This is a genomic window from Vibrio sp. JZG120 (assembly GCF_053890955.1).
Map to the genome: position 1 here is coordinate 213162 of NZ_JBSRRK010000001.1, position 16179 is coordinate 229340.

The window sequence follows — 16179 nt, forward strand, 5'->3', positions numbered from 1 at the left end:
TTAGGCTCTCACTGGTTGTATTTCGTTTAGGTTAAAGAGTAGCTCTAGTTGGCTGCCATTCGCTAGTAAGCGTTCTGAAGAGCGGTTAAGTAAGTCAACAGTGAGCTCACACTCTTCAACGTTCACTTGATAGCGAATAATATTACCTAGAAGCTGGTGGTTGGTGATCGTACCTACTTGTGGCGCTGAGATGTGGCTATCATATTGACGACCTTGCTCTTTTACATATATAGACTCTGGGCGAATCGCTACTTTCCATTCGGTATCAATATTGAAGAGTTGCTTGGCTTTATTGGCCTCTACAAGGTTGTAATGCCCCATGAAACCGGCCACAAACTCGTTAGCAGGATGAGTATAAATTTCTTCAGGTGTTCCTGCTTGAACAATTTCCCCTTTACTCATTAGGAAGATACGATCAGACATAATCATCGCCTCTTCTTGGTCATGAGTTACGAAGATAGTGGTGAGATTCATCTCTTTCTGAATATCTCGGATTTGCTGACGAAGATGTTTGCGGATTTTGGCATCAAGCGCAGAAAGTGGCTCATCAAGCAATAATATGCGAGGTTTCACCACCAACGCTCGGGCGAGTGCGACACGCTGGCGCTGACCGCCAGAAAGTTGATGTGGATAGTGTTTTTCTTTACCTGCCAGATCCACCAGTTTGATGACTTTAGCTACTTCACGTCGAATATCATCATTCGCAAGCTTTTTCATTTTTAAGCCAAATGCAATGTTGCCTTCGACGGTCATATTGGGAAACAGCGCATACGATTGAAAGACCATCCCAATACCACGCTCTTGCGGGACTTGATGCGTGATATCTTCTCCGTTTACCCAAATCTCGCCGCCATCGACAGGATTAAGCCCTGCAAGGCTGCGAAGTAGCGTCGATTTACCACAACCGCTAGGGCCCAAAAGCGTAATGAATTCACCTTGCTCGATGTTAAAGTGAATGTCCTCAAATACGGTGTTATCACCAAAACGTTTAGTCAGATTTTTCGCAGTGACGTAGCTCATTGTTTGACTCCTCGGCTGAAACGACTTGCCAACCAAGTCAGTAAAAAAATAAATAGGAAGTAGGTCATCACTAAGGCAGACGTAAAGTGGCCGCTCGTCTGACGCATGTTATACAAGTAGATTTGCAGGGTTTCATAACGTGTGCCGACTAAAATATTGGCGAACACAAACTCTCCCAATAGAAATGAAAATGAAAGGAAAAGCGATGCCATCAGCCCTTTTTTGAGGTTAGGTAAAATGACCATCAAAAACGCTTTGGTTGTGCTTGCCCCTAGCAAGTGTGCCGCGTCCATTAAATCATTAAGGTTAATTGCTTCGAAGCTATTGGAAATCGCACGATACATGAACGGTAACGCGATGGTGAAATAAGTGCCTATTAAAATCCAAGGGGTACCGATAAGAGATATTTCACTGTCAGCATAAAGTTGAAGCAAGCCGACGGATGACACCACTGGTGGTACAGCGAATGGTAGCAAAATTAGTACGTTCATGAGCTTATCGAGCTTCGGAAAGTAGTAAAACACCACGAATATCGCTGGCAGAACCAGAATCACACTGAGGGTTAGCGAAGCAATACAAATAAACAGCGAACGCCCAAATGCTTGCAAAAAGCGTGGGTCGGTCAGCAATTTAACGTACCAATCAAAAGTGAAGCCATCCGGAAGCACCGTGGCGCCCCAGCGTGATGAAAGCGAATAGACAAAGGTCGCTAAAATCGGGATGAGCATGATCCCAACAATGGAATAAACCACCGTTTTATGGAATCGAGTATTAACGTTGTGCATGACTACTTCCTACCTGCATAGCTTTTCGAAATGAGCCATTGGTTAATCACTGTGATAAAGGCAAGTAACGCCATTAGAATCACCGAAATTGCAGCGGCGAGATTAGGTTCAAGGAACAGGTCTCCCGATACCAGACTCGCAATTCGAATTGTGATGACGTTATAGTTACCGGAGGTCAACGCATAAACACTCGCATATGCGCCGATTGCGTTGGCTATTAAGATAATAAAGGTACCGAATAAGGCCGGTGAGAGCACTGGCAGCGCGATTTTCGCCCAATACTGTGATGTTTTGGCTCCCAGTAGCGCAGCAGCTGCTTGCCAATCATCACTCAACGCGTCGAACGCAGGGTAGAGCAACAACACCGCCAGCGGGATTTGGAAGTAGATGTAAATGGCCAGCAGGCCCCATTTACCATAAAGGTCGAAATCACCGAGTAAGCCATACTGCTTGAGCAAAAGGGTAATCGCCCCATTGGTGCCCAAAATAATAATAAAAGCGAATGACAGAGGTACGCCTGCAAAGTTGCTGCTCATGTTCGTAAACGCAATCACACCGTCGCGGACTTTAGAATCGACTCTGCGTAGAGAAGAGACCAACAGAGTCGCAATGGCTAAGCCAAAAATGCTCGACCATACAGCTAACCACAAACTGTTGCCAAACGCCTGCATCATAAAGGCGGAGTCGAGCACTTCAATGTAGTTATCGAAGGCAAGCTCGTCATCGTAGATAAAGCTGTTTAACAATACCCAAATCATAGGTGCAAGTTGAAATAGGTAGAAAAACAGCGCGAAAGGCGCCAACCAAACGGCTGGCTTAAAGCGCTTTAACCAAGTACTTGCCAAATTTGAGCGTGATTCGCTAGAGCTTGGGGAGAGGACAGAACTGCTCATAGTGCTAACAATTCCTGAGTGTATGGCTTGGTGTGGTCAAGGTTTAGCAATTGACAAACGGTGCCACAAATATCAGTTTGCTTAATATGACAATCTTGATGGGTAAACTTATCACCAATGACAAACAGGGGAACTTCTCGCTCTTCAGGTAAAATCCCACCGTGAGAAAGATCGTTGTTCATGCCATGATCGCTGGTCACAATGATTTGATACCCATCAGCAAGCCATTGTTTGATGTAGTTGGAAAGAATAATGTCTGCACCTCGCGCACAATTGCGGTATTGGCGAGAGTCTAGGCCAAACTTATGTCCTGTATCGTCGATATTCATCGGATGGATCAGTAAAAAATCAGGTTGATAGTTGCGACGTAAATACTCTGCATCCAGGAACAAGGCTTCATCAGGATAATGATCCCAATGGTAAAAGCAGCCGTGTTGGATATTCAGGGTTTCATCATGCGTGAAACGATCGCGAACAGGTTCAAATGGCGCGCGATTATAAAGCTCACTGACCCAGTGGTAGGCAGCCGCAGCGGTCACTTTGCCTTGGGCTTTTGCCAAACTGAAAATGGAATCGTGTTTGGATAGACGAACGATATTGTTGTTTACGATGCCGCTTTCTACAGGGCGAACGCCCGTTAAAATGCACTCATAAAGTGGGCGAGACATTGAGGGCAACTCACACTGCACAGGATAAAGCGTTGCGCGAGTTTCTTGTTGGGAACGACTTTGTTCTAGAAGACCATTGAGGTAGCCCATGCAATCACGGGCTACCTGATAGTTCAGTCCATCTAGAACAACAAGGATGACCTTATTGCTCATAACGACTTACTCTTATTGCTGGTGGATTAAGACACTTTCTTGCCATTGACGTGGCAGCTTACGTGCGGACTTTTCCCAAGCTGAGAAGTCAGTCACTGGGTGAACATTGCTGTATTGGTCGTTAGCAATTAGCTTGTCTTGCACTGCTTGAGGCAGTGTGATGTTGGTGCGGATTGGACGCGCATAACCTTCTGCTAAGTTGATTTGCCCTTGATCGCTGAAGATGTACTCACGAGCAAGCTTTGCTGCATTAGGGTTCTTCGCGTATTTATTGATTATGGTTGTATAACCAGAAATCACAGAGCCATCTTGAGGAATGCTCACTGTAAAGCGGTCGCGGTCAATTTTGTCGCGGTAGTTCAACGCATTGAAGTCCCACATGATCGCCACTTCCACTTCGCCTTTTTCTAGGTTGGCGATGTTCGGATCGGTAAATGAAAGACGACCTTGCTTCGCGAGTTCAGAAAAGAACTTGAGCGCAGGCTTGAGGTTGGATTCGTCCCCACCGTTGGCGAACGCTGCGGCGAGAACTGCGTTGTTTGCCTGTGCTGCTACGCCGACGTCACCTACGGTCACTTTGTAGTCGCCTTTTAATAGGTCATCCCACGTTTTTGGCGCGTCTTTTACGAGGTTATTGTTGGAGATAAAAGAAATAGTGCCAGTGTAAGCAAGTGCCCAATGACCATCTTCGTCTTTTGCCCAATCTGGAATGTCATTCCAAGTTGTTGGTTTATATGGCTGAGTGACGCCTTTTTTAACCGCTACACGTGCGAAGGCAAAGCCTACGTCACCAATGTCTGCGGTCGCGTTTTTCTTCTCAGCTTCGAATTTTGCGATTTCTTGAGCCGAGCTCATATCTGTGTCTTGGTGCTTAAGGTTGTAGTTTGACTTTAAATCAGCCCAAGTGTCTTTCCAGTTCGCCCAACTGTCAGGCATACCTACACTGTAAACCGCCCCTTCTTTTTGTGCTGCGGTAACCAATGACTCAATATCGGCTTCTTTCGCTACTGTTGGTGCTGCAAGCGTTACCGCGATGATTGCCGCTGGTGCAGTAATTGAACGACTTAGCAAAGTTTTCATTGTCTCCATCCTTCTGGACTAGGTCAGTAAGTTCGCTTTGTATGCTATGGATGGAATGTGACGATTTAGCGCAAGTAATTTGACAGTTTTTATGAATTTCTATGGCACTTATATTTCATACGCTCAATATGTGTTCTGTTGATTAATGTCATATTTTTGTTACTTACACGCCTTATGTTGTTCATCAAATTATCGTTGGACTAGATCAGAATGAGAGCGACAGGCACCGGACAATTTGGTACCCAATTAGGAAAAATTAGAAGCAGCTTAAAGCAGCAGATTCTTTCCGGCATCATGTCGGAAGGACAAAAATTGCCATCAGAAAGAGAGCTCAGTGAACTATTTTCTACGACTCGAATCACTATCAAAGATGCATTGGTGTCTTTAGAAACTGAAGGCCTGATCTACCGAGAAGAGCGTCGTGGCTGGTACGTATCTCCAGAGCGGATCTGTTACAACCCGTTGTCTCGTTCTCACTTCCATCAAATGATTAGAGAGCAGCATCGTATTGCAGAAACCAAGTTACTCAACGTACGAAGTGAAATGGCTGCAGGTGAATATGCAAAATCGTTAGAGGTTGAGCGAATTACCCCAATTTATGTGATTGAACGGTTGCGTTTTATTGATGGGCGAGCGGTATTGTTTGTTGAAAATGTACTCAAAGCGGCACTGTTTGAAGGCATATTGTCCGAGAACCTCACCATGTCGCTGACGGGCATTTATCGTGAGAAGTATGGTTACGAGACAAAGCGCTCTCGTTTTGATGTGATTCCAACGTCAGCACCTGCTCATGTCGCTAAAGCGTTGAACTTGGCTGAAGGACAGCCGGTTCTGAAAATTCGTCGAGTAAACTACAAACAAGATGGCAAATTAATGGACTGCGAATTCGAGTATTGGCGTCCAGATGCAGTGATGATTCGCATTGATAGCGTAGGATAAAGTGCAGAATTAAAAAGAGCCCAATGAAGGGCTCTTTTTCGCATATTGGTTAGAGAGGCGGTTTAAACTAGTCCTTGCTCTTTTGCCATTTTACTTGCGATGCCAGGCGCTTTCCAAATGCTTGGCAGCAAAATGAAAGACACAGGCACGGCGGTAATTACAATGAAAGACTGCAATGCAGAAATACCACCAGAGCCCATTGAGATAAGCGCAATAGCGACAATACCCATCATCAAGCCCCAGAATGAGCGAATCACTGCGTTTGGTTCTGTTGAGCCCGTCATCACTACACTGATTGTGTAAGTCATTGAGTCACCCGTCGTCACGATAAATGTTGTCGTTAAGATCAGGAACAGAACCGAAATGATCATTGGGTAAGGTAATTCACCGGTAATCGCTAGCAGTGCTGCAGGCAAGTTAAAGCCCTCAAACGCAGATGAAATCAAACCAGGGTTATCAAGCTCAAACGCAAGGCCACTGCCACCAACGATACTAAACCAGAAGCAAGTAATCAGCGGTGCTGCGATGCTAATAGACATAATCAGTTGGCGAATTGTACGACCACGAGAGATACGAGCAATGAAGATCGCCATCATTGGGCCATAACCGATAAACCAACCCCAGAAGAATACTGTCCACCAGCTTAGCCAGCCCGTATCACCACGGTAAAGCGCCATTGGGAAGAAGTTATCTACCATGCGACCAACGCCTTGTACGTAGCCATCAACAATAAAGCTTGTCGGTCCAAAGAACAGGATGTAACCAATTAACAGCACAGACAAAATAATGTTGTAACGACTGACGATTTGAATACCTTTGCTCAAACCGCTTAGTGCGGAAAGGGTATACATCAGGATCGCTGCCATGATAACCATGCTTTGCGTTACGAACGTATCTGGCAGGCCAAACAATGAGTTTAGCGCGTAGCTAATTTGTAAACCTAAGAAGCCGATAGGGCCGATTGTTCCTGCTGCTACGGCAATAATGCTACATGCGTCAGCAACATCACCAATCCAGCCTTTAATGGCTTTATCGCCAAACACAGGGTAAAGCAGAGTACGCGGCTTAAGAGGCAGGCCTTTATCGTAATGCAAGTGCATTAAGACAATGGAAGATAAACCACCAAGGATCGCCCAAGCTAAGAAGCCCCAGTGCATAAAAGACTGAGATAGAGCATTGATTGCGGCAGTTTTCGGTGAAGCTTCACCGTATAAAGGTGGGGCAGTCACAAAGTGCGCGATAGGCTCAGCAGCGGCCCAGAACACACCACCACCTGCAAGTAGGGTACAGAGTACAATTGACAACCACTTAAAGTTATCAATATCAGGTTTCGCTAGACCACCTAGACGCACATAACCAGTGCGACCAAACGCAAGAGCCAAACCAATAAGGAAATTCAGAAGAAGCAGTACTTGCCAGTAAGCTCCGAAATATTTAGTAGCAAAGCCGAAGCCGGTGTTAACCATTGCGGTTAGAGAGTCGGTATTCGTTAGGGCAAGTAAAACGAATAGAGTGAGGAAGCTACCACTTAACCAAAAGACAGGATTGGTGAGTTCGAGGCGCTTGAGCAGAGATGGGGGATGAATAGCAGAATAGTCAGCATCCTGAATAGGCGCTGTGTGGGAGGCGGCATTCGTCATATTTGACATAATTACTTCGCTTTTTAGGGCTATGAAGCCGTGCATTTCCCCTCACATCGTTTCGACGAAAAGTGTGAGGATGTTCAAAAAGCCGATGATGTTAACATGTCGAAGTTGCAAATATAACCTTAGATTTCGATTAATTTTTAACAGGTTAGCCAAGTTGCTGATTTTTGGGTAGAGATCAAAGGAAAGTGTTTTTACGTGAAGTGCACCGCATTTCGTATGTAAATAACATTTCCCTTGTTTTTGCATGGATTACTCAGGATTACATTGAGCAAACATGTTTCTTCTCCAAACTGAGGTTTACTCAATGGCTCACTTCGAACTTAATGGACAGTGGTTACTTACCTCGCCACAGCGTCCCGATATTGAAATTCCAATGTCTATTCCGGGCGATAATATTTCGGCGCTTTTACAAGCAGAGCGCATTCCGGATCCTTATTTTGCCGATAATGAAAACAAAGTTCGTTGGATTGAAGAGTGTGAGTGGCATATCTCGCGTGAGTTTGAAGTTGATGCGTTTACGTTGTCTGCCAAGCAAGTTTGGATGACGCTAACTCGTGTCGATACCTTGGCAACTTTCTATATTAATGGTGAGTTAGCACTAACTTGCAGCAACATGTTTACTCAACAACGAGTTGATATCAAACCTTATTTAAAACAGGGCATAAATACTGTTCTTGTTCAATTCGCCAGAGTCGATATAGAAGGTGTGGAACGCGCCAAAAAATTGCCTTTCCCAATCCCTTCCGCAATGGGAAATAATCAAATTCCGCATATGAATTTGATCCGAAAAACGCAATGTCATTCCGGATGGGATTGGGGCATTTGCTTGATGGTATCGGGTATTTACGACCCCATTCAAATCGACATTGTGAATGAGCTTTGGCTCAAAGGCTTTTCGATAGAGCAGCAATGGCAAGCCGATGAGAGTGTGTTTCTTGATGTATTAGTTGAAGTGGAAACGGACAGTCAACGCCATGAACTGATTGTTGAATTTAATGGTGAGCGTCAATGCATTCAAACAAAAGGAAGTGGTCACTATCATTGCCAGTTCCACATTTCGGACCCTCAACGCTGGTGGCCATCGGGTTATGGCGAAGCTTATCTTTACCCCATTACCATTTCTTGCAGAGAGCAAAAGTTAACGCGCAACGTTGGTTTGCGTCAGTTAACCCTAAATAACCAAGCTGATGAACATGGCTCTGCGATGGAATTTATCGTCAATGGCGTACCAATTAATGCCAAAGGCGCCAACTGGATCCCTATTGACGCAATGCCGGGGCGAGAGTGCGAAACACGTTATCGCAACCTTTTGCAAAGTGCGGTTGATGCTAACATGAATATGATACGTGTGTGGGGTGGAGGTCAGTACGAGAGCGAGAGCTTTTACAATCTGTGTGATGAGCTCGGCTTGTTAGTGTGGCAAGACATGATGTTCGCATGTTCACTGTACCCATCTGATAATGACTTCTTAAAAGAGGTCGAAGATGAGCTTCGATACCAAATTCCGAGGCTTAAGGAGCACCCATCAATAGCACTTTGGTGTGGTGATAATGAAGTGATTGGAGCTATTGGTTGGTACGAAGAATCTAAGCACAATAAAGTCAAATACACGGTTAACTACGATCGCCTCAACCGCATGATTGAGCAGGTGATTACTGAGCACGATAGCGCTCGTCGTTTCTGGCCAAGTTCCCCGTGTAATGGTGAACTGGATTTCGGTGACGCGTGGCATGATGATAGTAAAGGTGATATGCACTTTTGGGACGTTTGGCACTCAGGAAAATCATTCAATGCCTACCTTGACGTGAATCCTCGTTTTTGCTCTGAGTTTGGTTTTCAATCTTGGCCGTCTTTTGCAGAAGTTAAGCAGTTTGTCCCGGAGCAAGATTGGAATATCACGTCCCTAACCTTTGAACAACATCAGAAGAATCCTCGTGGTAACAGTATCATCACAGAGATGTTCACGCGTTATTTCCGTTTTCCCTCTGGATTCGAGAACATGCTGTATTTAAGCCAAGTTCAGCAGGTAATCGCGATCAAAACTGCATGCGATCATTGGCGTGCCATTTCTCCAGTTTGTCGCGGCATGCTGTACTGGCAACTCAACGACAATTGGCCTGTCAGTTCTTGGTCTAGCTTGGAATACAGTGGTCGTTGGAAGCAGTTACACTACCATGCAAAACGCTTTTTTGCGCCGCAGTATTTGGTATTTTCCGAACATACAGGCAAGTTGAGCCTGCATTTGCTCAATGATGCCAAAGAGCCCGCAAGAGTCAACGCACTGCTCAAGTGGGTAGATTGGCAAGGGGAAGAAACGCAATGTTGGAGCTTAGAACAAACAGTCATAGCAGACAGCAATACGATTTTGTGGCAATTGAATGAATCGGTTGAGAAGGATGAGCTTACGTCAGGCTTCTTCTATGTTGAAGCGCAAATCGGTGAAGACAGAATAAGCAACACATGGTTTTGCACTCATGAGCTGAAAACTTTGCCTATGGCAAAAGCCAATATTGATGTCTCTATTGAAGGAAGCCAAATTACATTGATTGCTGACAAGCCTGCGTTTTTTGTTCATTTGGAAAGTGATGTTGATGGAAGGTTCAGTGACTCCAGTTTTACTCTGCTGACCAACGTTCCAATGACGGTTGAGTATTTAGGTGATGATGTTTTCGGCATGCAACAGTCGTTGAGGGTATACCACCTTAATGATTAAAACGGGCATAGAACATCTATATGCTGATATCTGGGAAGGGGACCTTTGCTCCCTTTTTAGTTACCAAGTATCCGTTATTAAGCTCAGGTTGAGACAGAAGTTTATTTAAGTTTCTGATGAATACGGTAGCCAACAACAAAACCTATGTAGAATAGCGCTGCGAGAGTAAGCATTGCCGTCGCGTACGCCAGTAGGCTGTTTAACCCTAAACCAAAAGCCAGAGTGAAGGCGATACCATGAATGGCTTCCGCAGGGATTCGGTACCAAGCAGCGTGGACGGAAGATCCGAAGAGGATAAAGGTACTAAGTAAGACAATCGTGCCGCCTATAAAGCCGACCCATCTGCTGTTGTTCATGTTGTAATCTCAGGGGTTACCGAAGTAACGTAACAAAATATTTCAGAGCCGGCATTATACAACCGAGAGAGGGTATAGGTGGTAGAAATATTTGCCTCACAAACTAAGAGGCCATCTAAGTGGCCTCTTTTTAACCGATTTAACGGCATCCGTTATGATGCAAAGGTGTGAGGCTTGTAAGAAACCTAACCTTTGGCATTCGTTACGGGTTGTGCTTCTGGTTGTAGCGTCCAATCACCACCAAGTGATTTGTAGAGCGCAATCGTAGCTTGTGCGGTTTGTAACTTTGCCGCGACTTGCTGATCTTGCATCATGCGTTGCTGACGTTGCGCATCTAAAACTGATAAGTGATCAATCAAGCCTGCTCGGTACAGTGACTTGGCTTTGTTGACGGCGTTATTGGTGGCTTTCAATGCCTCATCGATTCGGCGCTGATTTTCTTGGCTGCGACCATAAGCAAACAGCGAGGATTCTGTTTCTGCCAAAGCCGCCTCTACCGTATGTTGATAAGACAATGTCGCCGAATCAAAACGCGCTTGGTTGATGGCTTCAATTGCCTCGCCACGCCCCCCATCGAACAAGTTCCAGCTTACGCCTGCCGCGCCCATCCAACCGAAAGAATCGCTACTGAAGAGATCGTCAAAGCTTGACGCCGACAACCCCGGAGCGCCCGTCAAAAAGAACTTCGGATATTGATCAGCAACGCTTGCTGCTAACTCTTCATTGAGCGCGGCCATTTCGCGCTCGGCTAAGCGAATATCGGTACGACGTTTCAACAGATCGGAAGGTAAACCGACCGGCACCATGTTCTGCATGACAGGTACACTATGCTGCTTAGACAGGCGAATTTCGACTTGCGTTAGCGGCTCACCAAGCAATACTGCTAAACGATGTTTGTGCGCTTGTTGGGCAATCTCTAACTGCGGAACGAGCGATTCCATCGCCGCAAGCGTGGCCTTCGCTTGGGCTAAATCGAGATCAGAACCGTAGCCGCTGCGCACGACTTTTCCGACGAGGTCGAGTGTGCGTCGTTGATCTTCTAAGTTCGATTTTGCCAACTCAAGGCGCTCGCTTGCGCCTAGGTATTGCAAGTAGTTATGAATCAAATCCGCCGTGATCACCGTGTTCAAGCCGCTTTGATAAATCTGAGCTTGTTCGAGACGAATTTGTGCCGCGTTCGCTTGGCGGTCAATGCGCCCAAACAGATCAGCCTCCCAAGTGATACTCGCGCCTGCAAATACGCCATCGTGTTGATTATCCATTAGGGTGACGTTACCAATTTGAGGTGGTAGACCCGGCACGGCATCACTGAGTGGATTCAATATCGGACCGAGTGAAGAGTCATTTTTACTGAACTGATAGTTCATGTAACCCGCACCGAGATTAATTGTCGGTACCTTGAATGACTCCACCATGGTTTTATAGTTGTTGGCCATTTTTACCCGCTCGGCCGCCACTTTCAGCGGAATGTTTTGGCTCTGCATGTCTTGAACCATTTGATTCAACACCGGATCGTGAAACTTAGTCCACCAAAACTTAACGTGCTGTGAATCGGTACTCAACCCTGCATTTTCGGCGTTCAAGTAGGTTTCTGCCATGCTGGTGGTCGGTGCTTGGTAGTCGTGGCCCACTGCACAGCCCGCTAAACTTAGGGCTAGAACGACAGGCGTTAGAATGAATTTTTTCACGATGACGCCTCCTCTAGCTCAGCGTTGGTTTGTGTGGATGGTGCTTTTTCTTTGTAAGCAAGGCGATACAGCGCAGGCATGACAAACAGTGACAATATGGTTGCGGCTGCCAAGCCTCCGATGATGGTTGCCGCCATTTGGTCAAACAGCAGATCTGACAGCAGCGGGATCATGCCGAGCGCGGTCGTTAACGCACCCATAGAAATGGCCATAGTACGGTTGACCGTGGCTTCTTTGATCGCGTCAGACAAGCTCTTGCCATTTGTGCGTTCGAGCTCAATTTGATCCATTAGTACGATGCCATTTTTGATGATCATCCCGGTTAGTGTGATAGCTCCGATCAGCGCCATAAAGCCAAATGGTTTATCGAATCCAAGCAGAGCAAACACAGCCCCTGATGCTGCCAGTGGTAGCGTTGCGAGGATGATGATTGGTTGCTTAAAGCCGTTGAACATCGCGACTAAAATGATCACCATGATCAGCATTGCTTTTGGTTGCTGCTTCATGATGTCGGTGACCGCTTTGTCTTCATCGTAATATTCGCCTCCCCATTCCATGCTGTAACCCGCCGGAAGTTGGATAGCTTCAACCTGATCTTTAATGGCATTTCTTACATTCGCTGGTGTGGAGTCTCGGCTCACACCCGCTTGAACCGTGATGGTTTTCACGCGGTCTCGTCGCCAAATCATGCTCTCTTCGGTGACCAGTTCGAATCCATCCACCACTTGACCAAGTGGAACGCTGTTAAAGCCAAGTAGTGAGCGCACAGGTAGCGTTTCTAGTGACGCCATGTTTTGCGATGTGCCACGTAACTGAATTGGAATCAGCTCATCATTCAGATTCATTTGTCCGAGCGGCATGCCGTCTGATGCACGTTTTAGCGCGAAAGCGACATCGGCGCGGTTAATGCCTGCTTGACGCATTTTGTCTTGGTTTAGAATCGGCTTGAGCACTTTGCTTTCTTGGCGCCAATCATCGCGAATGTATTTTGCATCAGGGTTTGAAGCAAAAATCGTTTTCGCTTCCGCCGCTAGTTGATGTAATACGGTTTCATCCGGACCAGAAAAACGCACCTCAACCGCGAACTTATCTTTGGTTGCCAACTTCAGTGCTCGGAAGCGAGGTTCGGCATCCGGAAACGCCTCTTTCAGCCAATCATCACCACGCGTCACCAAGTAACTGATGCTCTCGTAGTCTTTGGTGTTGATCAGAATCTGCCCGTAAGCAGGGTCGAGCGGCTCAGGCTCTACCGTTACCGAGAAGCGAGGTGCACTGGTGCCGACATAGCTAGAGATACTTTCCACTTCTGGTTGTGCGACCAACCATTCTTCAACTTTGCGCATGTCTGCCGAGGTTTGTTCAATCTTGGCACCATTGGGTAGCCAGTAATCGAGAAACACAATTGAACGATCCGACTGAGGAATAAAGTTCACGGCCACATACGGGATTGCCACGGCGGTGACTAAAATTAACGGAACCAAAGCGGCTAATGCTTTACGCGGGTTGTCCACCGTCCAGAATACCAACTGTTTATAACGGCTCGGTTTGGTCTCTTCTCTGTTAGCTTTGGGCTTGATGAACATCCACGCCATTAATACCGTAAACGTCATCGCGACGATCCATGAAAGCAACAGTGACGATGCCACAATGTAGAACACAGAGCTCGCAAACTCGGCAGAGTCGGTTTTGGAGAACAACACTGGGCTTGCGCCCATAATCGCGATGACAGTTGCGCCTAAAAGTGGCACGGCGGTTTCTTTGACGGAATCAATCGCGGCGCGAGTTCGCTCGATACCTTTGTTGAGCTTGGCGATCATCATATCGGTGATCACAATGGCGTTATCCACCAACATGCCCAGTGCGAGGATAAACGTACCTAGCGAGACACGGTGCAAATCGATGCTGGCGATGTTCATGTATACAAGCGTGAGCAAAATCGTCAGGAGCAAGCTTGCGCCAACGATGGTTGCACTCTTAAAGCCCATGAAAACCAACAACACCACAAAAACAATCGCGACACTTTCAAGCAGGTTGCCAACAAAGTCGTCGATAGACTTTTGTACTTCTTCAGGTTGATAAGCAACGGTCGAGATGTCGACACCCAGCGGCAGTGATGCTTGGTAGTTAGCGATGATGTCTTGAATCGTATCGCCAAGTGACACGACGTTAATGCCTTGAACTGGGCTCACCGCCAAGGTGACAGCGGGCTCTCCGTTGTAGCGGTTTTCTGCCAATGCTGGTGTTTGATAACCCATGGTGATGTCGGCGATGTCACCAAGACGAATCAACCCCGAGCCAAACTCTCCGGTGCCACCATTGATGATTAAATTGCGAATGTCTTCTAGAGACTGAAACTCACTGGTTTGCGCAATACGAATACGCTCTGTACCTGCATCGAATTTTCCCGCTTCGAACGTGCTGTTTTGTGTGCTCAGTTGGCTCCAAACTTGTGCGATCGACAAACCATATTGAGCCAAGCGCTCGTCTGGCATATCGATGTGTACAACGCGAGGTTGAACGCCGTGTAGCTCGATCTTTTTGATGCCGTCGACGGCTTTGATTTGGCGTTGCAGCTCTTCGGCGTAGCGACGCAACTCTTCTGGTGCAGCATCTGTGCTGTGGATAGAGAAAAGCATGCCGTAGACTTCAGAGAACTCGTCTTGCACTACGCTGATCTGCGCGCTGGAAGGCAACTGCAGTTTTACATCGTCTACTTTGCGTCTCAATAAGTCCCATTCCTGCGGAAGTGCTTTGGAATTAAGGCTCTCTTTGAGGTCAACAAAGACCATAGACAAACCGGGACGAGACAATGAGCGCAAGCGATCCAACTCCGCCATTTCCTGCAATTTGGTTTCAACGGTATCGGTGACTTGGTGTTCGACTTCTTCGGCAGATGCACCCGGATAAAGGGTCACGACTACCGCAGTTTTTACCGTAAAGCTCGGGTCTTCTAACTTGCCTAAGTCGAAGTAAGAATAGATGCCAGCGATCACGCTCAATACGATAAAGAACAGAACGAACTTACGTTGGCGAATCGCGAATTCAGCTAAATTGATCATGGATTCGCACCTACAACGTCTTGATGGTCAGGTTTGGGGCGGCATCGCCCTCGCTCAGATAATGGCTACCGCTGATCACCACGTAATCGCCTTGCTCAAAACTTCCGGTCACACACGCTTGGTATGCGTCGATAGAGTCAAGCTTGACCGGCTCTGAATGAATAACCGCATCACGAACCACATTCACGTGCAGAGTTTGTTTCTCACCCAAAATTGCAGAGTAAGGAAAGCAATGGCTTGAGTGACTGGTGTTGAGCGCGGTATTAACCGTGACTGCTTTACCGTTGAATAGCGCACTGGAAATCGAATCGATGTCTAGCGTGACGGTATAGGTTTGTTTGAGCAGGTGCTTCTTCGGCGCGATTTCTGCCACGGTTGCTCGGTAGGATTGCTCCGAATCATACCAAGTCAACGATGCTGGCTGACCTAGTGCGAATTGCGCAATCATATTTTCCGGCACGTCGATGTCGACTTCCCAGCTGCCTTCTTGCTGAATTGACACAACACTGCCGCCCGGCAAGGTTTGTTCATGTGGATCAACAGAAACGTCGGCAACAATGCCAGTGAATGGTGCACGTAGAGTGGTGTAACGCAGGGCATCTTTTGCACGTTGGATGTTTTTCTCAACCACTTTGACGGCAGAGAGGCTACGTTCGTAGCTGCTGATGGCTCGGTCTAAGTTTACGCTGGCAATGGCATCATCAGAAGTCGCTTGTTTTACGCGCTTTAACTCGGCTTTCGCGAGTTTGTGGGCTGATTGCGCTTCTAACATGCGCGCTTGTAATTCTTCTAGTGAGACTTGGTAGTCGTGCTTGTCTAGCGTGGCAATGACTTGGCCTTTTTCTACCACGCTGCCTTTATTTACGAACACGCTTTCCACGGTGCCGGGTACACGAAAAGAGAGTGACGCGGTTTCTTTTGCTTTTACGATCCCGCTGAATGATTTGTTGAGTTCTTCATTCCTTTCGTTGACTTCAATTACTTGAACGGGTCTGGGTGCGCTTGGTTCCTCAACCTGAGGTTGAGCTTGATTACAGCCGAGTAGAGAGAGCGCGATAGTGCTCAGCGCAGCGGTTTTGATTTGATGATTCATAAGATGGCTCCATAATTTCGGCGCCATCTTATAATTCACAGATGTTCAGATAATCATGCGTACGCATGATTCAATGTCACAAA

The 16179-nt window shown here is 46.7% G+C and carries 12 protein-coding genes; 2 read left to right on the forward strand and 10 right to left on the reverse strand.

Annotated features, from left to right (window positions below):
• From ACWPOD_RS00990 to ACWPOD_RS01010, 5 genes are read right to left on the reverse strand one after another with little or no spacing between them, the layout of a single operon-like run.
• A complete protein-coding gene (locus ACWPOD_RS00990; RefSeq protein WP_109168901.1) occupies positions 1-1020 on the reverse strand; it encodes an ABC transporter ATP-binding protein in 1020 nt (339 codons plus the stop codon).
• Positions 1017-1805 carry an ABC transporter permease gene (locus ACWPOD_RS00995; RefSeq protein ID WP_258686678.1) on the reverse strand — a complete coding sequence of 263 codons (789 nt, stop codon included), beginning with the start codon at positions 1803-1805 and terminating at the stop codon, positions 1017-1019. The genes ACWPOD_RS00990 and ACWPOD_RS00995 overlap by 4 nt, the downstream gene beginning before the upstream one ends.
• A 2-nt stretch (positions 1806-1807) precedes the next feature.
• The gene (locus ACWPOD_RS01000) at positions 1808-2698 is read right to left on the reverse strand and encodes an ABC transporter permease (RefSeq protein ID WP_318072346.1); all 891 of its coding nucleotides are present in this window, start codon (positions 2696-2698) and stop codon (positions 1808-1810) included.
• Positions 2695-3519, reverse strand: a complete 825-nt coding sequence (locus ACWPOD_RS01005) for an alkaline phosphatase family protein (RefSeq protein WP_053808073.1) — start codon at positions 3517-3519, stop codon at positions 2695-2697. Before ACWPOD_RS01005 ends, ACWPOD_RS01000 begins: the two co-directional genes overlap by 4 nt.
• Before the next feature lie 12 nt (positions 3520-3531).
• Positions 3532-4599, reverse strand: coding sequence for an ABC transporter substrate-binding protein (locus ACWPOD_RS01010; RefSeq protein WP_005392695.1), 1068 nt, complete (start codon positions 4597-4599; stop codon positions 3532-3534).
• A gap of 210 nt (positions 4600-4809) precedes the next feature.
• Here ACWPOD_RS01010 and ACWPOD_RS01015 point away from each other — a divergent pair, with 210 nt between their 5' ends.
• On the forward strand, positions 4810-5538 hold the full coding sequence (locus ACWPOD_RS01015; protein ID WP_085569182.1) for a UTRA domain-containing protein: 729 nt from the start codon (positions 4810-4812) through the stop codon (positions 5536-5538).
• Positions 5539-5600: 62 nt separating this feature from the next.
• Here ACWPOD_RS01015 and ACWPOD_RS01020 read toward each other — a convergent pair whose 3' ends face one another.
• Complete coding sequence (locus ACWPOD_RS01020) at positions 5601-7187, reverse strand: BCCT family transporter (RefSeq protein WP_005392697.1); 1587 nt, start codon at positions 7185-7187, stop codon at positions 5601-5603.
• Between the two features lie 304 nt (positions 7188-7491).
• Here ACWPOD_RS01020 and ACWPOD_RS01025 point away from each other — a divergent pair, with 304 nt between their 5' ends.
• The gene (locus ACWPOD_RS01025; RefSeq protein WP_456231440.1) at positions 7492-9900 is read left to right on the forward strand and encodes a glycosyl hydrolase 2 galactose-binding domain-containing protein; all 2409 of its coding nucleotides are present in this window, start codon (positions 7492-7494) and stop codon (positions 9898-9900) included.
• Between the two features lie 101 nt (positions 9901-10001).
• On the opposite strand, the gene ACWPOD_RS01030 is transcribed toward ACWPOD_RS01025, so the two are convergent.
• The 4 genes from ACWPOD_RS01030 to ACWPOD_RS01045 form a co-directional block, all read right to left on the reverse strand.
• Positions 10002-10256, reverse strand: coding sequence for a hypothetical protein (locus ACWPOD_RS01030; RefSeq protein ID WP_046875806.1), 255 nt, complete (start codon positions 10254-10256; stop codon positions 10002-10004).
• Between the two features lie 185 nt (positions 10257-10441).
• Positions 10442-11944 carry an efflux transporter outer membrane subunit gene (locus ACWPOD_RS01035; protein ID WP_456231441.1) on the reverse strand — a complete coding sequence of 501 codons (1503 nt, stop codon included), beginning with the start codon at positions 11942-11944 and terminating at the stop codon, positions 10442-10444.
• Positions 11941-15003, reverse strand: a complete 3063-nt coding sequence (locus tag ACWPOD_RS01040) for an efflux RND transporter permease subunit (protein ID WP_395202294.1) — start codon at positions 15001-15003, stop codon at positions 11941-11943. The genes ACWPOD_RS01035 and ACWPOD_RS01040 overlap by 4 nt, the downstream gene beginning before the upstream one ends.
• 10 nt (positions 15004-15013) lie before the next feature.
• Complete coding sequence (locus ACWPOD_RS01045) at positions 15014-16096, reverse strand: efflux RND transporter periplasmic adaptor subunit (RefSeq protein WP_395202295.1); 1083 nt, start codon at positions 16094-16096, stop codon at positions 15014-15016.
• Positions 16097-16179: the final 83 nt, after the last annotated feature.